At 71.1% G+C, this 20,016-nt stretch carries 15 protein-coding genes; 5 read left to right on the top strand and 10 right to left on the bottom strand.

Features of this window, described 5'->3' with window-relative positions:
* The 4 genes from mycP to DLJ58_RS24420 form a co-directional block, all read right to left on the bottom strand.
* Positions 1-1,305: type VII secretion-associated serine protease mycosin (mycP, locus tag DLJ58_RS24435; protein ID WP_124859649.1), on the bottom strand; the 1,305-nt coding region annotated here is incomplete at its 3' end.
* Between the two features lie 10 nt (positions 1,306-1,315).
* Entirely contained in the window at positions 1,316-2,779 is a 1,464-nt protein-coding gene (locus DLJ58_RS24430) for a WXG100 family type VII secretion target (RefSeq protein ID WP_124859647.1), read from the bottom strand.
* Between the two features lie 10 nt (positions 2,780-2,789).
* Entirely contained in the window at positions 2,790-3,230 is a 441-nt protein-coding gene (locus DLJ58_RS24425) for a hypothetical protein (protein ID WP_124859645.1), read from the bottom strand.
* Between the two features lie 262 nt (positions 3,231-3,492).
* Positions 3,493-5,547 (bottom strand): TIGR03960 family B12-binding radical SAM protein, encoded by a 2,055-nt coding sequence (locus DLJ58_RS24420; protein WP_124859643.1) that lies wholly within the window; start codon positions 5,545-5,547, stop codon positions 3,493-3,495.
* A 107-nt stretch (positions 5,548-5,654) separates the two neighbouring features.
* On the opposite strand from DLJ58_RS24420, the gene DLJ58_RS34670 reads away from it, so the two are divergent.
* Entirely contained in the window at positions 5,655-6,884 is a 1,230-nt protein-coding gene (locus tag DLJ58_RS34670; RefSeq protein ID WP_244219109.1) for a hypothetical protein, read from the top strand.
* A 71-nt stretch (positions 6,885-6,955) separates the two neighbouring features.
* Here DLJ58_RS34670 and DLJ58_RS24410 read toward each other — a convergent pair whose 3' ends face one another.
* Together DLJ58_RS24410 and ileS are read right to left on the bottom strand one after the other, a co-directional pair.
* Entirely contained in the window at positions 6,956-7,645 is a 690-nt protein-coding gene (locus DLJ58_RS24410; protein WP_124859641.1) for a lysophospholipid acyltransferase family protein, read from the bottom strand.
* 105 nt (positions 7,646-7,750) lie between these two features.
* Entirely contained in the window at positions 7,751-10,945 is a 3,195-nt protein-coding gene (ileS, locus tag DLJ58_RS24405; RefSeq protein ID WP_124859639.1) for an isoleucine--tRNA ligase, read from the bottom strand.
* Positions 10,946-11,349: 404 nt separating this feature from the next.
* On the opposite strand from ileS, the gene DLJ58_RS24395 reads away from it, so the two are divergent.
* The gene (locus DLJ58_RS24395; protein WP_124859637.1) at positions 11,350-11,790 is read left to right on the top strand and encodes a carboxymuconolactone decarboxylase family protein; all 441 of its coding nucleotides are present in this window, start codon (positions 11,350-11,352) and stop codon (positions 11,788-11,790) included.
* Positions 11,787-12,665 carry an RNA polymerase sigma factor SigJ gene (gene sigJ / locus DLJ58_RS24390; protein WP_124859635.1) on the top strand — a complete coding sequence of 293 codons (879 nt, stop codon included), beginning with the start codon at positions 11,787-11,789 and terminating at the stop codon, positions 12,663-12,665. Before DLJ58_RS24395 ends, sigJ begins: the two co-directional genes overlap by 4 nt.
* A gap of 38 nt (positions 12,666-12,703) precedes the next feature.
* Here sigJ and ndk read toward each other — a convergent pair whose 3' ends face one another.
* Positions 12,704-13,129, bottom strand: a complete 426-nt coding sequence (gene ndk / locus DLJ58_RS24385; protein ID WP_088949743.1) for a nucleoside-diphosphate kinase — start codon at positions 13,127-13,129, stop codon at positions 12,704-12,706.
* 141 nt (positions 13,130-13,270) lie between these two features.
* Between ndk and DLJ58_RS24380 the strand changes: the two genes are divergently transcribed.
* Complete coding sequence (locus tag DLJ58_RS24380; protein ID WP_124859633.1) at positions 13,271-14,758, top strand: VOC family protein; 1,488 nt, start codon at positions 13,271-13,273, stop codon at positions 14,756-14,758.
* A gap of 38 nt (positions 14,759-14,796) precedes the next feature.
* Here DLJ58_RS24380 and DLJ58_RS24375 read toward each other — a convergent pair whose 3' ends face one another.
* The 3 genes from DLJ58_RS24375 to DLJ58_RS24365 are packed head-to-tail and all read right to left on the bottom strand — an operon-like array spanning position 14,797 to position 19,177.
* A complete protein-coding gene (locus DLJ58_RS24375; RefSeq protein WP_124859631.1) occupies positions 14,797-15,231 on the bottom strand; it encodes a DUF4233 domain-containing protein in 435 nt (144 codons plus the stop codon).
* Positions 15,228-16,562 (bottom strand): bifunctional folylpolyglutamate synthase/dihydrofolate synthase, encoded by a 1,335-nt coding sequence (locus tag DLJ58_RS24370; RefSeq protein WP_124859629.1) that lies wholly within the window; start codon positions 16,560-16,562, stop codon positions 15,228-15,230. The genes DLJ58_RS24375 and DLJ58_RS24370 overlap by 4 nt, the downstream gene beginning before the upstream one ends.
* On the bottom strand, positions 16,559-19,177 hold the full coding sequence (locus DLJ58_RS24365) for a valine--tRNA ligase (RefSeq protein WP_112586026.1): 2,619 nt from the start codon (positions 19,175-19,177) through the stop codon (positions 16,559-16,561). Before DLJ58_RS24365 ends, DLJ58_RS24370 begins: the two co-directional genes overlap by 4 nt.
* A gap of 69 nt (positions 19,178-19,246) precedes the next feature.
* On the opposite strand from DLJ58_RS24365, the gene DLJ58_RS24360 reads away from it, so the two are divergent.
* Positions 19,247-19,933 (top strand): hypothetical protein, encoded by a 687-nt coding sequence (locus tag DLJ58_RS24360; protein WP_124859627.1) that lies wholly within the window; start codon positions 19,247-19,249, stop codon positions 19,931-19,933.
* Positions 19,934-20,016 lie beyond the last annotated feature (83 nt).

The following is a 20,016-nucleotide window of genomic DNA, read 5'->3' as shown; positions in this document are numbered from 1 at the left end:
CCCGGCAGGAGGGGCGTGGCCGGGTGGGGCCGGGTAGCCCGGCGGTGGGGCGTAACCCGCGTCAGGCGACGGGTACGCGACCTGGGCCGCCCGGTCGAGCACCTCGTCCGGGATGTCGGCGGCCCGGGCCGCCTCCCGCCGGTACCGACGGCGGTTCCAGATGAGGAAGACCACCAGACCCAGCAGCAACACCAGCACCACGGCGATGCCGATGCCGACCACCATGACCTGCTGGTCGGTGGGGCCACCGCGGTCGCCGTGCTGGGTGACGTCGAACTCCTCGTCCGGACCCGCGGCACGGGCAGTCGAGCCCGGGTCGACCGGCGCCGCGGCCGGGTCGAGCAGCGGGTTGGCGGTGACCGCCGGCACGTTCGCGGTCAGCGCCTTCATCGGGTCGATCACCCCGAAGCCGTACTGCGGATCTCGCCCGGACGGACCCGCGTCCCGCGCGGTCCGAATGATCCGGTTGATCACGCTCGGAGCGTTGAGGTCGGGGTACTTGGCCCGGATCAACGCGGCCAGAGCGGAGACGATCGCACCGGAGTCGGAGGTGCCGTCACCCCACCCGTAGCCCCCCTCATTGGTGACGTTGTAAACGCTGTCGCCGGGAGCAGCGACCACCGCCTCCGGCCCCTGGACGGAGCCGGACCAGAACGCTCCGCCCTTGGTCGTCCCGGTCACCGCGACCACACCGGGGGTGTTGGCCGGGGTTCCGACCGCGACGTGGCCCTTGGCGGTGTTTCCGGCGGAGGCGACCACCACGACGTCACGGTCCAACGCGTACTTGATCGCGTCCCGCTCCACCGGGTTGGCGAGGCCCGGGCCACTAATGGAAATGTTGATCACCTTGGCGCCGCCGTCGACGGCCATCCGGATGCCCCGGGCGATCCCCGCGCCCCTGTAGACCCCGTCGTCCTTGCGCATCTTGATGGGCAGGATCTTCGCGCCGGGGGCAATGCCGTCCACCCCGTCGCGGCTGGGTTTCGCCGCGATGATGCCGGCCATGTGCGTGCCGTGTCCGTCGTCGTCGGACCGGCCGTCTCCGGAGGCGCCGTAGCTGCGACCACCGGGAAGCACCTGACCGCGCAAATCCGGGTGGCTGGCCTCGACGCCACTGTCGATCACGGCCACGACCACGCCCCGCCCGGTCGAGATCTTGTGCACCTGGTCGATCCGGAGCTCGTCCAGATACCACTGCTCGGCCCGTCGGGGCGCGGCGGCCGCCGGTTGAGCGGCCCCCACCACCAGGAAACCCGCCAGCAGACAGGCGACTACCGACCGGAGGCTTCCGACGTTCACCCTCATCCGTCCATCCTCATCGAAGGACACCCGGGGACGCCCCGTCACCAGGGCCCCACGGATCGTCATCCTCAGTCAACCACGACGAGTGCTCGGAGCCGGTGCTGCCACCGTGCCCGGCGCCACCCGCGCCGCCCATCATGCCGCCGCCCATCATTCCGGCGCCGCCGACGCCCGCACCACGCGCGCCGCCCGCCATCCCGGCGCCACCGGCGGCCTGGGCGGTGCGCAACGCGTTCGCCGCGCTCGTCATCGGCGGCAGCTTTCCGTTGCCGCCACCCACCATGCCGGGGATGCCGCCCACGCCGATCCCGGCACCACCGCCCAGGCCACCGCCGGCACCGCCGCCGATTCCGCCGGCCGAGCCGACGCCGGCACCGCCTCCGAACCCACCGCCGGCGCCACCGAGACCGCCACCACCGATGCCACCGCCCAGGCCACCGACGCCGCTCGGGCTGGCACCGGCCAGACCGCTGCTGTAGCCAGAGTCGTAGCCCGGGTAGCTGGAGCTCGTTGACGGGGGTGTGAGCTGACCGGTGCCGCCGGTGGGCGAGCCCTCGCCGATCCCACCGGGCTTGGTCGGGGAAAACGGGTCCACTGTGGACGTCGGACCGCCCGTTTCGCCGATGCTCGGCGGCCTGCTGCCGATCGTGGGGCCGCCACCACCGATGTCGGGCTTCCCGCCGAAGTCGCCACCACCGATGTCGGGTCGCCCCGTTGGCGGAACCCGGGTGTCACGAGTGATGTCGTTGACCGCGGCTCCGGCATCCGGGCCGTTGACGGTGAGCTTGGGGCGCTCCGTGTAGACCGCCTGGGGCAGCGGCGCCATCGCGCTGTTCGCCGCGTTCTGGTTGTCCCGGTACCAGTTGTCCAGGTGGGCTCCGGTGTCCCACCAGCCGCCCCGCTTCTGGTCGCCGGCCTGGCCGTCGACCTTCATCGTCGCTTCCAGGTCGTCGGCCTTGTCACGGAACGCGCCGTCGGCATACGAGCCGGGGTTGCTCTGGTAGTCCTTGCGCAGCGCGGCGAGAAACCCCGACGAGCTCTCGCCGTCGCGGGCATCGTCGAGCTCGGTGCCGTTGGGCAGGCTCCACTCGTTGAAGCCGAAGTCGTCCATCAGCGGGATCGGGATCGTGGAGACCGACTTGCGGATGTCGCCCTCGATCCGCGTCAACGCGCCACTGACGTTCGTCGCGTCGGTGATCAGATCCTCGATCTGCTTGCCGATCTTGCCCAGGTGCTCGCGGTAAGCGTCACCACCGCTGCCCTTCCAACCGGCGAGCATCCCCGGCAGACCGCCGACGTGCGGGCGTTCCTGGCCGGTTGCGATCGGGCCGACGAACGATCGACCGACGAGCGCGTCCCGCAGTTGTTGCAGGCCGCTGGAGAGATTGCTCCAGCCCGCTCCGACCGATCCGACCGTCTCCGGGTCCGCGGAGAGCGTCACCTCGCGGACGCACCGCTCCCAGGTTCCTCCAGCCATGACGTCCCCCTCAGGCCGTGTACGGGTAGGTGGGTGCACCACTGGCAGTGGGCGGCGGCGCCGCCGACTCCAGCAGACGCTCGATCTCCTTGCCGTTGGCGCCGTTGCGCGCCTCGGTGTCGCGGAACGCCTTGGCGATCTCCTCGGTGCCCTCCTTGAGCGCGGTGAGCTTCTGGGAGAGCGTCGTGAGGTGCGCTTCCATGTTCGCCGTGGACGTCTCCAGGGCCCGCCACTGCATGACGGCGTCCTCGTAGGCGCCGAACGGGGTGCCGTTCGGGACGGTCTGGGCGTTGTTGCTGTCGCCCTTCATCCGCGTCTTGATGCGTTCCATCTCGTACTTGATGGTGTCGTCGATGTACTGCCTGAGCCGCTCGACGTACGTGGCGGCGGCGTCCAGGTCCTCGACGCTGACTTGCAGATCGCCGATGCTCGGCGGCGGGATGCTACCCATGCGATTCCTCCCCCGTCCCCGACCCGCCGGGTCGGTCCATGTCAGACGCAGCGTATCGAGTCTGGCCTAGTCGGGGCAGCCCCAGCCACCAGCACGTGGTACAGATGGCGGCCGATCTCGCGGAAGGTTCGGTGCCGGGCCACCGTGCGGCCGACCCCGAACAAACGCCAACGGGCCCGCGAGACGCGGACCCGTTGGGCGACATGTCGGATGTGGAGGGTAGTGGGTCACCGCCAGCCGGCGCTGCCCGAAGGCAGAGCGGTCAGGGGTGCGAGTGCGAGTGGCCCGACGGGACCTTCATGCCGTTGCCACCCAGCGGAGTGAGCGGCAGCAGCTTCTTGCCGGTGGGGCCGATCTGGATCTCGGTGTCCATCGATGGGCAGACGCCGCAGTCGAAGCAGGGCGTCCACCGGCAGTCGTCCTGCTCGAACTCGCTGAACGAGTCCTGCCAGTCCTGCCAGAGCCAGTCCTTGTCCAGGCCCGAGTCGAGGTGGTCCCAGGGCAGGACCTCGAGCTCCTCGCGCTGACGGGTGGTGTACCAGTCGAGGTCCACCCCGAACGCGGGCAGCGTCTCGGCCGCCGCGTCCACCCAGCGCTGGTACGAGAAGTGCTCGCTCCACCCGTCGAACCGGCCGCCGTTCTCCCAGACCTTGCGGATGACCGAACCGACCCGGCGGTCACCCCTGGAGAGCAGCCCTTCGATGAGGGACGGCTCACCGTCGTGGTAGCGGTAGCCGATGGCCCGACCCAGCGAGCGGTCCGCGTTGATGGCCTGCTTGAGGATCTTGAGCCGGTGGTCGATGACCTCCGGACGGTCCATCGCGGCCCACTGGAACGGGGTGTGCGGCTTCGGCACGAACCCGCCGATGGAAACGGTGCAGCGGATGTCCTTGGAGCCGGTCGCGGCCCGGCCAGCCCTGATCACCTCGTGGGCCATCTCGGCGATCTCGAGGACGTCCTCGTCGGTCTCGGTGGGCAGGCCGCACATGAAGTAGAGCTTCACCTGCCGCCACCCGTTGGTGTACGCGGTGACGACCGTACGGATCAGGTCTTCCTTCGACACCATCTTGTTGATGACCTTGCGGATCCGCTCCGACCCGCCCTCCGGGGCAAAGGTCAGGCCGGTACGCCGCCCGTTGCGGGAAAGCTCCTGCGCGAGGTCGATGTTGAAGGCGTCCACCCGGGTCGAGGGCAGCGACAGTGAGACGTTCGTGCCCTCGTACTGCTGGGCGAGGCCCGAGCACATGTCGCCGATCTCGGAGTGGTCCGCCGAGGAGAGCGACAGCAGGCCGACCTCGGAGAAGCCGGAGAACTCAAGGCCCTCGCGGACCATCTGCGCGACAGTGGTGATGGACCGTTCGCGCACCGGGCGGGTGATCATCCCGGCCTGGCAGAACCGGCAACCCCGGGTGCAGCCCCGGAAGATCTCCACCGCGTACCGCTCGTGCACCGTCTCGGCCAGCGGAACAAGGGGCTTCTTCGGGTACGGCCAGGCGTCCAGGTCCATCGTCGTGCGCTTGTGCACCCGGAACGGCACGTCCGCCCGGTTCGGTACGACCCGCTGGATCCGGCCGTCCGGCAGGTAGTCGACGTCGTAGAAGCGCGGCACGTAGACGCTCTCGGTGCGGGCCAGCCGCAGCAGCAGCTCGTCGCGGCCGCCCGGCGAGCCCTCGGCCTTCCACTCCCGGACGATCGCGGTGATCTCCAGGACCGCCTCCTCGCCGTCGCCGAGCACCGCGGCGTCGATGAAGTCGGCGATCGGCTCCGGGTTGAACGCGGCGTGCCCGCCAGCCACGATCACCGGGTCGGCGTCGGTGCGGTCGGCGGCCAGCATCGGGATGCCGGCCAGGTCGATCGCGGTGAGCATGTTGGTGTAACCCAGCTCGGTGGAGAAGGAGATGCCGAACACGTCGAACCCGCGCACCGCCCGGTGCGCGTCGACTGTGAACTGCGGCACGCCGTGCTTGCGCATCAGCGTCTCCAGGTCCGGCCAGACCGCGTACGTCCGCTCGGCGAGGGTGTCGGGCAGCTCGTTGAGCACCTCGTAGAGGATCTGCACGCCCTGGTTGGGCAGGCCCACCTCGTAGGCGTCGGGATACATCAGCGCCCAACGCACGGTCGCCGCGTCCCAGTCCTTCGTCACCGCACCCAACTCGCCCCCGACGTACTGGATGGGCTTGGAGACCTGGGGTAGCAGCGGCTCGAGCTGGGGCCAGACCGACGGCTCCAGGTCGCGGCGCGGCGTCAGACGGGCCGAGCTGGAGTCGTCGCGAGAGTTGGTCGCGGCCGCGCGCGGCGTCGTGGACGGGGCACTCATGATGCCCAAGGGTACGCGTTCGTCCGGCGGCGATCGCGCGCACGCCCGATCGGCGGTGGTGGCGGCGCGGTACTAACCTCGGGTCGGCGCGAGAGGAGATTGCCGCGATGCCGGAGCCCCAGCCGGGAGCACGGCCGGCCGACGGGAGCACGCCGGGCGCGGAGCCGGAGCGGGACCGGGCGGTCGCCGACGAGCCGACCTCCCCACCCGTACCCCCGGACCAGCCGGAACCCTCGGACCAGCCGGAACCCTCGGACACCTCGGACCAGCCGGAACCCCCGGACCAGCCGGAGCCTGCCGCGACCGCGGAGGTCCCGGCGCCCAGGTGGAGCGGTTCGGCCCCGGTGCCACCGCCGCTGCCCCGCCGACCCGTCTGGGGCGAGTCGGCCGAGCCGACCCCTCCCCCGCCGGTGGCCGTCGGGCCGCCGGAGCACCAGACCCCGGTCGACCCCTGGGCCAGCGTGGACACCGGCGGCTGGGACCTGCCCTCCGCCGAACTGCCCCCGCTGCCGCCCACGATTTCGTATCCGACGCCGCCGGACACCCGGCAGTGGTCCGGGCCGCCAGCTTCCCCGGCCGGGCCGTACCCGGTGCCGCCGCCGGCTGCCGCGAGCGCACCGCGGGCCATCGGACCCATGGTTCCGGCCCGGCCGATGTCGCCACCCGCACCACCCGCGCCGCCGAACGTGCCGAAGCAGCGCCGGGGTCGACGGTCCACCGCGCCGCCGCCATCACCGCCGCCCGGTTGGCAGGCCCCCAAGGGCTACGTGCCGGTACCGGTCCGCCGACGACGCCGCTGGCCGTGGCTGCTGCTGCTCACCCTGGCCTGCTGCTGTGGCTGCCCCGCCTACTACGGGTTCCCGATCTCGGCCCAGTACCCGGCGCGCGTGGCGCTGCCCGTCCAGGTGGAAGACCTCAGCCTGCGACAGGACAGCCGCAGCACGGAGACCGCCAAGAAGTTGGAGGGCGAGGTACGCAAGGAGCACTGGCTGGCCGAGGACACGTTCGCTGGCGTCTACGCCACGACGAGCGGCAAGCGGGTGACGGTCTTCGGCGGCACCGGCTTCCGGCTGAGCCCGGAGTCGGACGCGGAGGCCGAGATCAGCCGGCTCACCGAGCGGTACGCGTTGGATGCCCCGGAGAGCGTGGACACCGGTGTGCGGGGCAGGCACGAACGGTGCGCGGTGGGTAGCGCCGACGGCAGTGCCGTGGTGGTCTGCACGTCGGTCGACCACGGCAGCATCGCCACCGGCGTGTTCACCCGACTCTCCGTCGCCGACAGTGCCGAACTGCTGGGCACCCTGCGCGCCCAGATCGTCCAACCCGAGCGGGGCTGAGCCGCACCCCGGGCGGCCGGGCTGCGGTGATCCGCACCCCGGCCGCCCGGGCAGGGTGCAGGCCGGCGGGGTCAGGCCTCGCGGGTCGGGTCCGGGTGGGCGCGCGGCGGGGCGTAGCGGGGCACGTACTCCTGGCCGGTGAGCTTCTGGATCTCACTCATCAGCTCGTCGGTCATCTGCCGCAGCGAGGTGCGGTCGTCCGGTCGGCCGGTGAAGTCCAGCGGCTTGCCGAATCGAACCGTGATCTTGGCAGTGCCCGGCCGGGGCACCCGGGCACCGATCGGCTGCGCCTTGTCGGTGCCGATCATGCCGACCGGAATGATCGGCACGCCGGCCGAGATCGCCAGCCGGGCCGCGCCGGTCCGCCCCCGGTAGAGCTTGCCGTCCGGCGAGCGGGTGCCCTCCGGGTAGACCACCACCAGGTCACCGCCCTTGAGCGCCGGGATCGCCGCGTCGAACGCGGACAGCGCCGCCCGGCCACCCGCCCGCTCGACCGGGATCGCACCCAGGCCGGTGAGGACGAACTTGGAGATCGCACCCTTCACGCCGGTGCCCTTGAAATATTCCGACTTGGCCCAGAACGCCAGGTGCCGGGGCACGACCGTGCCGAGGAACAACTCGTCGGCCACCGAGAGGTGGTTACCGGCGAAGACCGCGCCACCGATCTCCGGCACGTGTTCCAGCCCCTCCACGGTCGGGCGGAACGCCAACCGCAGCGTGGGCGCCACGGTGAGCTTGCCGATGGTGTAGAGCAGGGGCACTGGTCCTCCGGCAGATCAGGTGCGAACAGGCGGTGTCACGGTAGCGGACGCCTCCACACCTCGCGGACGGAGGTGGTGAGGCGCCCGCACCCTGACGATGGTCCGTTATACCCGGCGGACGACCACCGTTACCCGCTCACCATCGCCGACCTCGCCAGTGAAGCCCTCCAGGCTCTCGACGGCGGAGCCGTTCTGACCCTCGACGGCGGAGCCGCCCGGGCCCTCGACGAAGTCCACCGAGTCGGCCAGCACCTCCGCGGAGACGAAGTCGACGTACGCGGACACCGCCGCGCGTACCTCGTCGGACGCCGACACCGACACCACGATCCGGTCCGAGACGTCCAGGTCGGCGTCCCGGCGGGCCTGCTGCACCACCCGCACCACGTCGCGGGCCAGCCCTTCGGCGGCCAACTCCTGCGTGACCTCGGTGTCCAGCACGACGACGCCCTCACCGCCGGGCAGCGGCGCGGAGTGCTCCGCGTCGGCGGCGATGAGCCGCAGCTCGTACTCGCCCTCGGCCAGGGTGACCCCGGCGGCGACCGGGGCGCCGTCGACCAGCTCCCACTCGCCCGCCTTGACCGCCTTGATCACCTGCTGCACCTGCTTGCCGACCCGCGGGCCCAGCGCGCGGGGCACCACGGTCAGCACCTGCTGGCAGTACTCGGACAGCTCCGCGCTGAACTCCACAGCCTTCACGTTGACCTCGTCGGCGACCAGGTCGGCGAACGGCCGCAGCTGCTCCGCGGCCGGCGAGGCCACGGTCAGCTTCGACAGCGGCAGCCGCACCCGCAGCCCCTTGGCCTTGCGCAGCGACAGCGCCGCCGAGGCGACCGCCCGCACGTTGTCCATCGCGGCGACCAGGTCGTGGTCGGCCGGGAACTCGCTCGCCTCCGGCCAGTCGGTCAGGTGCACCGAACGCTCCCCGGTCAGGCCACGCCAGATCTCCTCAGCCGTCAGCGGCGCGAGCGGCGCCACCACCCGGCAGAGGGTCTCCAGCACCGTCGACAGGGTGTCGAAGGCGTTGGCGTCACCGGACCAGAACCGGTCCCGGGACCGGCGCACGTACCAGTTGGTCAACGCGTCCAGGTAGGACCGGACGGTGGCGCAGGCACCGGAGATGTCGTACGCGTCCATCTGCGCGCCGACCGTGGACACCAGCTCGTTCGTCTTCGCCAGTACGTACCGGTCGAGCAGGTGGGTGGAGTCGGTGCGACGCCGCGCCTGATACCCGTCGGCGTTGGCGTAGAGCGTGAAGAAATACCACACGTTCCACAGCGGCAGCAGCACCTGCCGGACAGCGTCGCGGATGCCCGCCTCGGTGACCGCCATGTCCCCACCGCGCAGCACCGGCGAGGACATCAGCATCCAGCGCATCGCGTCCGAGCCGTACGCGTCGAAGACGTGGTAGACGTCCGGGTAGTTGCGCAGGCTCTTGGACATCTTGCGCCCGTCCGAGCCGAGCAGGATGCCGTGGCTCAGGCAGTTGCGGAACGCCGGCCGGTCGAACAGCGCGGTGGCCAGCACGTGCATCGTGTAGAACCAGCCGCGGGTCTGCCCGATGTACTCGACGATGAAGTCACCCGGGTAGTGGTGCTCGAACCAGTCGGCGTTCTCGAACGGGTAGTGCACCTGGGCGAACGGCATCGACCCGGACTCGAACCAGCAGTCCAGCACCTCCGGCACCCGGCGCATCATCGACTGCCCGGTCGGGTCGTCCGGGTTGGGGCGGACCAGGTCGTCCACCGCCGGCCGGTGCAGGTCGGTCAGGCGTACGCCGAAGTCCCGCTCGATGTCGGCCAGCGAACCGTAGACGTCCAGGCGCGGGTAGTTCGGGTCGTCGGACTTCCACGCCGGGATCGGCGAGCCCCAGAACCGGTTCCGGCTGATCGACCAGTCCCGGGCGTTTGCCAGCCACTTGCCGAACGAACCGTCCTTGATGTGGCCGGGCGTCCAGTTGATCTCCTGGTTCAGCTCGACCATCCGGTCCCGGAACTGCGTCACCGCGACGAACCACGACGACACCGCCTTGTAGACCAGCGGGGTGTCGCAACGCCAGCAGTGCGGGTACGAGTGGGTGTAGGTGTCCTGCTTGAGCACCACCCCCCGGTCCTTCAGCTCCCGGATCACCGGCTTGTTGACGTCGAAGACCTGCTCACCCTGGTACGGCGGGACCAGCGCGGTGAACCGGGTGTGGTCGTCCACCGTGACGATGGTGGGGATGCCGGCGGCGTTGCAGACGTTCTGGTCGTCCTCACCGAAGGCCGGGGCCAGGTGCACGATCCCGGTGCCGTCCTCGGTGGTGACGAACTCCGCGCCGAGCACCTGGTAGGCGTTCTCCCCGGCCTGCTCGACGAGGAAGTCGAACAGCGGCGTGTAGCGGCGTCCGGCCAGGTCCCGGCCGTACACCGTGCCGACCTGCTCGTAGCCCTCCAGCTCCTTGGCGTACGCGGCCAGCCGCGCCGCCCCCACCAGGTAGCGGTCGCCGTCACGTTCGAGCACCGCGTACTCGATGTCGGGCCCGACGGCGAGCGCCAGGTTCGACGGCAGGGTCCACGGCGTGGTGGTCCAGACGCCCAGCTTGACCGGCCCGCGCACCAGCTCCGGCGCGGACTCGTCGGCGGTCAGCTCGAACCACACCGACAGGGTGGGGTCGTGCCGGTCCCGGTAGACGTCGTCCATCCGGGTCTCGGTGTTCGACAGCGGCGTCTCACAGCGCCAGCAGTACGCCAGCACCCGGAAGCCCTCGTAGATCAGACCCTTGTCGTGCAGGGTCTTGAAGGCCCACATGACGCTTTCCATGTAGTCCAGGTCGAGGGTCTTGTAGTCGTTGGTGAAGTCGACCCAGCGGGCCTGCCGGTTGATGTACCGCTCCCAGTCCTGGGTGAACTCCAGCACCGAGGTACGGCAGGCCTCGTTGAACCGGTCCACGCCCAGGTCGATGATCTCCGCCTTGCTGGTGATGCCGAGCTGCTTCTCGGCCACCACCTCGGCGGGCAGGCCGTGGCAGTCCCAGCCGAAGCGCCGCTCGACGTGCCGGCCACGCATGGTCTGGTAGCGCGGCACCACGTCCTTGACGTAGCCGGTGAAGAGGTGACCGTAGTGGGGCAGGCCGTTGGCGAACGGCGGGCCGTCGTAGAAGACGTACTCGTTCTTGCCGTCCGTGCCGGCGGGCCGGGCCTCGATGCTGGCCTCGAAGGTCTTGTCGGCCGTCCAGTGCTCCAGCACCCGGCGCTCGACCGCGGGCAGGTCCGGGCTCGCCGGCACACCGGCGGCGGTCGGGTCGTGCAACGGATAGGCCATCGGGGGTCGCTCTCCTCGTGCAGTCACTCAACGTGGGACTGCGAGGACGAACCTTCCGGGGTACGCCTCAAACGGCGCTCCCGGGTGGCCCGCGGTACCACCCCGCTTGGCGGTCAGGATCGACCGCCCGCTCATTGTGTCGGCTGTGACGGGCCGCACCCGTCCGGTTCTACTGGGCCGGTTGCCCGACTGTTCTTCCGGAGGCTCACCGGTGATGGCCGGGTCATCGCCTTACGGAGTTAAACGATACTCGACGCGCCCACCGCCACGTCTTCGAGTGACGGCGAACCCGACCAGGGCCCACCCCGGCCACCTCGGCGGCATGAGCGGGATCACAGCCGGTGTTGTCACGACCGGCCCGGCCCACCCGTCGTATCGGCGTCGGACCGATTCAGGAGGTAGTCATGCAACGGATGAACCCGGCCGAGGTCGCACCGCAGGCGTACAAGGCCGTCATGGGGTTGGAGAAGTACGTCCAGACGAACGTCGACCGCACCGTGCTGGAACTGGTGAAGCTGCGGGCGTCGATGATCAACGGGTGCGCGTACTGCGTGGACATGCACAGCCGGGACGCGCTCGCCGGCGGCGAGTCGAGCCAGCGGCTGTTCGCGGTCTCCACCTGGCGGGAGGCGCCCTTCTTCGACGAGCGGGAGCGGGCCGCGCTGGCCCTCACCGACGCGGTCACCCGGCTCGGCGAGCACGGGGTGCCGGACGACGTGTGGAATGACGCCGCGAAGGTCTGGTCGGAGAAGGAACTGGCCGACCTCGTCATCGCGATTGCCACAATCAACGTGTGGAATCGGATCGGGGTGACGATGCGGCTGGAGCCTCCGGCCCAGGCGTGACCACCGAGGCGGCAGCGGAGGCGGCCGGTGCGCTCGAGGCGCACCGGCCGATGCTGCTTGGGCTCGCGTACCGCCTGCTCGGCAGCCGGCACGACGCGGAGGACGTGCTCCAGGAGGCGTACCTGCGCTGGCTGGGTGTGGACCGGGCCCAGGTCGAGGAGCCGCGCCGGTACCTGTCCAGGGTGGTCACCCGGTTGGCCCTGGACCGGCTGCGCGCCCGGCAGGCGGCCCGTGAGACGTACGTCGGGACGTGGCTGCCCGAGCCGGTGCCGACCGCGCCCTCGCCGTTCGGGCCGTTGGACCGGGTGGAGCTACGCGACTCGCTCTCCACCGCGTTGCTACACGTCCTGGAGCGGCTCACCCCGCCGGAGCGGGCGGTGTACGTCCTGCACACGGCCTTCGACCTGCCGTACGCGGAGATCGCCGAGATCCTGGACCGGTCCGTCCCCGACTGCCGGCAGCTGTACCACCGGGCGACCGCGCGGGTACGGCAGGAGCAGCGTCGGTTCACCGCCAGCCGCCCGGAGCGGGAGCGGCTGCTGGACGCGTTCCTCGCCGCCGCCCGCGACGGTGACCTGGCGAGGCTCACCGACCTGGTGGCCGCCGACGCCACCGCGTGGAACGACGGCGGCGGTCGGGCGCGGGCCGCCCTCAACCCGGTCACCGGCGCGGACCGGATCGCCCGGTTCTACGCCGGGGTCTACGGCCCGCGTCACCGAGTGGCGATGGATCCGGTCGAGCTCAACGGGGAACCGGCGATGCTGATCAGCCGCGCGGACGGCAGTCGGTACACGCTGACCATCGCCGCGGCCGACGGACGGATCACCGGGATCTACGTGGTCGGCAACCCGGCGAAGGTGCCGGCGGTCGGCTGAACCCGGACGTCGTCGGTCGACCCCCGGGCCGGTGGGCGTCAGCCCAGCTCGGGGAACCAGAGCGCGATCTCGCGCTTGGCGCTGTCCGTCGAGTCGGAGGCGTGCACCAGGTTCTCCCGGTTGGACAGCGACAGGTCACCCCGGATGGTGCCGGCGGCGGCCTTGCGTCCGTCGGTGGCGCCGACCAGCCCGCGGACCACGTCGATGACCTGGTCGCCGGAGAGCACCAGGGCGACCAGCGGGCCGCCGGTCATGAAGTCCTTCAGCGGCGGGTAGAACGCCTTGTCGACGTGCTCGGCGTAGTGCTCGTCCGCGAGCGCGGCATCCATCGTCCGGTGCGCCATCGCGTCGATCCGCAGCCCCTTGCGCTCGAAGCGGGAGAGGACCTCGCCGACCAGGCCGCGGCGAACCGCGTCGGGCTTGATCAGAACGAGGCTGCGCTCATCCGGGCTGTTGCTGGACACGCTGGGTTCCTCCTGTACGCGCTGAACGCTCGGGATCGGTACGGTCAGCCTAGCGACCCGGTCCCGGCGCCGGCGCGGCGGCCGGTCTTTCCCCCGGTGGCCGATCCGGCCTAGCCTGGTCCTGACCCCGGGAGGTCCACTGTGGCGAATGGCGGGAACCGACCCATCGCGCCGGTACGCAAGCTGATCGGCGCGGTGCTGGGCACCGTGGCCACGTTCGTCGTCCTGTTCGGGCTCGGCATGACGAGTTGGGCCATCGTGGCTCTCGGGGTCGCCCTGCTGGTGCTGGCGATCGCGCTGGCGACCGTACGCGGCGGCGGTCGCACGTGGGTCGTCGGCGTCGGGCACGTGCACAGCGCCTCCGAACCACCCACCCAGTACGCGTTCGGCCGCTGCGAACTGCAACTGGTGATTGACGCCCCCGGTCTGCCGCCGCGGTCCAAGAAGATCATTGAGCCGAGGGTGCCGGTCTCCAAGTGGCCGTCGCTGGGCCAGACCCTGCCGATCCGGGTCGCGTTGGACGACCAGCGGCACGTCAAGGTCCTCTGGGACGAGGTGCCGACCCATGCCGAGACCGCCGCTGCCGTCGCCGATCTTCCGCCGGAGTTCGCCGACGCGGAGGCGATGGACGATCTGTTGATCCAGCAGGACGCGCCGCCGTGGGCCGACCGCGCACCGGACGACGACTTCCGCGACCCGGCCGGTGACCCGTTCCGGGACCCGGTCGGTGACCCGTTCCGGGACCCGGCCGGTGATCCGTTCCGCGACCCGCTCGGTGACCCACTGCGCACCGAACCCTCCCGCGACGACCTCCGGCGCGACGACCCGGGCGTCATGCCGGAGGAGCGCGAGCCCGTGGTGATGCACCAGAGCCCGGGTGGTCCGGTGGTGTTGGAGGGCGTCGTCGTCGAGCCGCAGTCCGGTGGGCTGCCCCGGCGGGCGACCACTCCGGCACCGCGCCCGCCCGCCGAGGAGCGCTTCGACGAGCCCGCCGCCGACCGGTTCGACGCTTCGGAGGAGGGCGGCACGACCGCCCCGCCCGCCGAGGACCCCGTCGAGCAGCCCAGCGCGCAGCGCTTCGACCCGCCGCCGGCGCAGCGGTCCGGCCCGGGCGCGGCCGACCCGCTGGACCCACTCGATCTTCCGCTGGACGATCCCTCCCCGGCCGGGGCCGCACGCGCGACCGTGACCGACGAGGAACTGGACCAGGCGATCTTCGGGTTCGACGCCGGCTCGGCCACGGACCCGGCCGCGCCGATCAGCGGAGTGGGCCTCACCCTGCTGGTCACCGACCTGCCCCGGTCGCTCGGCTTCTACCGCGACGTGCTCGGCTTCAGCGAGGTCGACCAGGGAGCCCACAACGCCGTCCTGGCCTCCGGGACGACCCGGATCGTGCTGCGCGAGGTGACCGGGGCGGCGCCCATCAGCCGCCGACTCGTGCACGTCAACCTTGAGGTGAGCGACATCGAGGCGGCGTACGAGCGGTTGCGCGAGTCGGGCGTCCGCTTCACGTACGCGCCCCGGGTGGTCAACCGGGGCACCAAGCTGGAGGTGTGGGCCGCGGCCTTCCGCGACCCGGACGGCCACGGCGTCGCACTCACCCAGTGGCGCGAACGCGCCGACGCCTGACCCGGCCCGCCTTCGGCCGGCGCCGGCCGGGTCCGGCGTCAGCCGAGAATGACGCGGCGAACGTGCAACGCGTACGCCCAGACCAGGGCGAAGATGATGCCCAGCCCGAGCAGCGACCAGTGCAGCAGGCCGCCCAGCAACAGCAGGCCCTGGAGCACGGTGCCCGCGTTCCAGGCCCACTGGCGACGCATCATGCCGGCGAGCACCACGGCGGCCACCGCCAGTGCCACCACCGCACCGATCGCGGCGCCGCCGAGGTCACCGCCGACCACCCGGATCGGTTGGATCGCCAGCAACAGCACCAGCGCCTCCAGGCTGAGCGTGCCAGCGCCGAGCCCGCGTACCGCCCGCTCCGGGTTACGCAACCCGGAGCGTCGCGGCTGCCCGGCCGTGGGCTCCTCCCCCACCGGTTGCTCGACCGGCGGGCCGGTCGGGTCGTCGGTGGGGTGCGGGTCCCGCTCCGGGCTGGTCATCGCTTCAGCAGCCGGCGCGCGTCGGCGACCGTCACCACGGACCCCGTGACCAGCACCCCGACCCCGCTCAGCTCACCGGGGACGTCCTCCTCGGCCAACGCCACCGCCAACTCGATGGCGTCCGGCATCTCCTCGGCCGAGTCCACCCGCTCATCGCCGAAGATCTCGGCGGCCAGCGCGGCGAGTTCCTCCGTCGGCATCGCCCGTGGCGAGCTGTTGCGGGTGACCACCACCTGGTCGACCACCGGCTCCAGCAGCTCCAGCAGCGCTTCGGCGTCCTTGTCGGCCAGTACGCCGATCACGGCCACCAGCTTGCTGAACGCGAACTCCTCCTGGAGCGCGGTGACGGTGGCCTTCATGCCGTGCGGATTGTGCGCACCGTCCAACAGGATGGTCGGGGCGTTACGAACCCGCTCCAGCCGACCCGGGGAACTGGTCGAGGCGAAGCCCTCCCGGACCGCCTCGATGTCCAGCTGACGTCGAGCCCCCGCACCCAGGAACGCCTCCACGGCAGCGAGCGCCATGGCCGCGTTCTGCGCCTGGTGGGCACCGTGCAGCGGAATGAACACGTCGTCGTACACGCCACCCAGCCCCTGGAGGGTGAGCACCTGACCGCCGACGGCGACCGCCCGACCCAGTACGCCGAACTCGCCGCCCTCCCGGGCGATGGTGGCCCCGACCTCGGCGCAGCGCTCGAGGAGGGGACCAGCGGCCTCCTCCTCCTGGGCCGCCGAGATCACGGTGGCCCCCGGGTGGATGATGCCGGCCTTGGCCAACGCGATGTCCTGGATCGTGTCACCGAGCCACTCGGTGTGGTCCAACCCGATGGGGGTGATCACACAGACCCCGGCCTGGAGAACGTTTGTGGCGTCCTCGGCCCCACCGAGGCCCACCTCCACCACCGCGATGTCGACCGGCGCGTCGGCGAAGGTGGCGAAAGCCAGCGCGGTGGTCATGTCGAAGTACGTCAGCGGCTCGTCCGACCGCGCGTCGACCAGCTCGGCCAGCGGCTTGATCTCCCGGTACACCGACGCGAACCGTTCCTCGCTGACCGGTTCCCCGTCCAGGCTGATCCGCTCCCGGACGGTCTCCAGGTGCGGACTGGTGTACCGCCCGGTGTGCAGCCCGTGCGCCCGCAACAGCGAGTCGATCATCCGCGCGGTGGAGGTCTTGCCGTTGGTGCCGGTCAGGTGGATCGCCGGGTACGCCCGCTGCGGGCTGCCGAGCAGATCGAGCAGCGACTCGATCCGGTCCAGCTCGAAGACCATGCGGGTGAAGCCACGGGCGTTCAGCTCGGCTTCGACGGCGGCGAAATCGGTACGGTCGGTCACGAGGGCAGTGTCTCCAGAGCAGCGTCGATCCGGACCAGGTCGGCCTCGGCGGTGGCGAGCCTGTCGCGGATCTTCGCGACCACCGGCTCGGGGGCCTTGCCGATGAAGGCAGGGTTGTCGAGCTTCGCCCGGGCCTGCGCGACCTCCTTCTCGGCTGCCGCGCGGTCCTTCGTCAGCCGGGCCCGCTCGGCGGCCACGTCGATCGACCCCCGGGTGTCCAACGCGACACCGACCGCGCCGGGCATGGCCAACGTGGCGCTGGCCTGGAAGTCGTCACCGGCCGGATCCAACCGGACCAGCGAACGGATCAGCGGCTCGTGGGCAGCGATACCCGCGCCGGACAGCCCGTCCAGGCGGGCAGCCACCCGCTGCGTGGGGCGCAGCCCCTGGTCGGAACGGAACCGGCGGATCTCGGTGACCACCCGCTGCACGCCGACCAGCTCGGCCTCGGCGGCGTCGTCGACCAGCGACCGGTCGGCCACCGGCCAGGCGGCGGCCTGCACCGTCTCGCCGCCGGTCAGCGCGAGCCACAGCTCCTCGGTGACGAACGGGATGACCGGGTGCAGCAGCCGCAGCAGCTGGTCGAGCACGTGCCCGAGCACCCGGCGGCTGGCCTCCGCGCGCTCACCGCCCTCGGCGAGTACCGGCTTGCTCAGCTCGACGTACCAGTCACAGACGTCGTCCCAGGCGAAGTGGTACAGCAGGTCGCACACCTTGGCGAACTCGTACGCCTCGAACTGCTCGTCGACCTCTGCGGTGACGTGCGCCAACCGGGACAGGATCCACCGGTCGACGGTGGAGAGCTGCTCGGTGGGGGGCAGGTCGCCCGTGGTGTGCGCGCCGTTCATCAGGGCGAACCGGGTGGCGTTCCAGAGCTTGTTGCAGAAGTTGCGGGAGCCCTGGCACCACTCCTCACTGACGGGGACGTCCTGGCCGGGGTTCGCGCCCCGCGCCAGGGTGAACCGGGTGGCGTCGGCGCCGTACCGGTCGATCCAGTCCAGCGGGTCGACCACGTTGCCGAACGACTTCGACATCTTCTTGCCGAACTGGTCGCGGACCATGCCGTGCAGCGCGACCACGTCGAAGGGCGGCCGGCCGTCCATCGCGTAGAGGCCGAACATCATCATCCGGGCGACCCAGAAGAACAGGATGTCGTACCCGGTGACCAGCACACTGGTCGGGTAGAACTTCGCCAGGTCCGGGGTCTGCTCGGGCCAGCCCAGGGTGGAGAACGGCCACAGACCGCTGGAGAACCAGGTGTCCAGGACATCCTCGTCCTGGTGCCAGCCCTCGCCGGTCGGCGGCGCCTCGTCGGGGCCGACGCAGACGATTTCACCCGCCGGGCCGTACCAGACCGGGATGCGGTGCCCCCACCACAGCTGGCGGGAGATGCACCAGTCGTGCATGTTGTCGACCCAGGCGAAGTAGCGCTTGGCCAGCTCGGCCGGCTCGATGCGCACCCGACCGTCGCGCACCGCGTCACCCGCGGCCTGGGCCAGCGGGGCGGTGTTCACGAACCACTGCAGCGACAGCCGCGGCTCGACGGTGGTCTTGCACCGCGAGCAGTGCCCGACCGCGTGCACGTACGGGCGCTTCTCGGCGACAATCCGGCCCTGCTCCCGCAGCGCCGCCACGATCGCCGGCCGCGCCTCGAACCGGTCCAATCCCTCGAACGGGCCGGGCACGGTGATCACACCGCGCTCGTCCATCACGGTCAGCGCGGGCAGGTCGTGCCGCTGGCCGATCTCGAAGTCGTTCGGGTCGTGCGCCGGCGTCACCTTGACCATGCCGGTGCCGAAGGACGGGTCGACGTGCGCGTCGGCGACGATCGGGATCCGGCGGCCGGTCAACGGCAGCTCGACCTCGGTGCCGATCAGGTGCTGGTAGCGCTCGTCGTCGGGGTGCACCGCCACTGCGGTGTCGCCGAGCATCGTCTCGGCCCGGGTGGTGGCCACCACGACCTCGTCGCTGTAGCGGATCGAGATCAGCTCGCCGTCGTCCTCGGTGTGCTCGACCTCGATGTCGGAGAGCGCCGTGAGGCAGCGCGGACACCAGTTGATGATCCGGTTGGCCCGGTAGATCAGGCCGTCGTCGAAGAGCTTCTTGAAGATCGTCTGGACGGCGCGAGTCAGCCCCTCGTCCATGGTGAAGCGCTCGCGGTCCCAGTCGACGGAGTCGCCGAGGCGGCGCATCTGGCCGAGGATGGCACCACCGGACTCGGCCTTCCACTGCCAGACCCGCTCGACGAACTTCTCCCGGCCGAGATCGTGCCGGGACAGCCCTTCGGCGGCGAGCTGACGCTCGACCAGGTTCTGGGTGGCGATGCCGGCGTGGTCCATGCCCGGCAGCCACAGCGCTTCGAAGCCCTGCATCCGCTTACGCCGGGTCAACGCGTCCATCAGCGTGTGCTCGAACGCGTGGCCCATGTGCAGCGAGCCGGTGACGTTCGGCGGCGGGATGACGATGGTGAAGGGGGGCTTGTCGCTGTCGGCGGAGGCCCGGAAGTGCCCGCCGGCTACCCACTGCTCGTACCGTCGCTGCTCTACCTCGCCGGGCTGGTACTGGCCGGCAAGGGTCGGGGCGTCGGGGCGTCGGGCATCCAGTCTCTCGGTCACCGGACAAGTCTACGGAGGGCTTCCGCAGACCTGACGTGCGCCACCTGCCGTTCGCGTACGGTGTCGGCTATGTCCGACGCACATCTCACCGAGCGGTCGCGCGACGGCGGCCGCGAGCCGGTCGAGCTGACCGAAGAGCCGATCCAGCTGAGCACCCGCGACTCCGGAGGCGACCCCGACGAGCGGTCCAGCGGCTGGTCACGCCGCCGCAAGATCGGTTGGACCATCGCACTGGTGGTTGGTCTCGCCGGTGCCGGTGTGCTTGGTGTCGGCGGGTGGCGGGTGGCGCAGCAGAAGGACACCCAATTGGCGTCACCCGATCGGGTGGCGGGTCTGACCCGCGACGACAGCGAGCGGGCGAAGAGCACGGCCGACTATCTGCGCAGCGGCCTGGCGGCGAACATCGAACTGGACCGCAGTTTCGGCACGGTCTACCGCGACCCGGCCGACGACAAGCGCTCGGTGCTCATCTTCGGGGGCACCACCCTGCTGTGGCAGCCGGAACGGGACCTGGACAGCCTCTTCCGCCTGATGTCCGACGAGACCGGTTCGGTGAACGGTCTGCGGGAGCTGCCCGCGGGTGATCTCGGCGGGGTGCTGAAGTGTGGCAGCACCAGCGGCGAGGGCGGAGACTTCGCGGTGTGCGGCTGGGCCGACCACGGCAGCGTGGTGATGGCGATGTTCCCGGGCCGGTCGGTCACCGACGCCGGCGGCCTGCTGCGCAACCTCCGCCACGGCATGCAGACCCGAGACTGACCGGCACCGCCGGCCGCTCCGCCAGCACCAACCCGCTCGACCACCGATCCGCAAGGGCCACCGATCCGCCCGGGCCACCGATC

Origin of the sequence: Micromonospora arida, assembly GCF_003857035.1 — a bacterium.
GTDB lineage: Bacteria > Actinomycetota > Actinomycetes > Mycobacteriales > Micromonosporaceae > Micromonospora > Micromonospora arida.
This window is presented reverse-complemented; position numbering and strand designations above follow the sequence as displayed.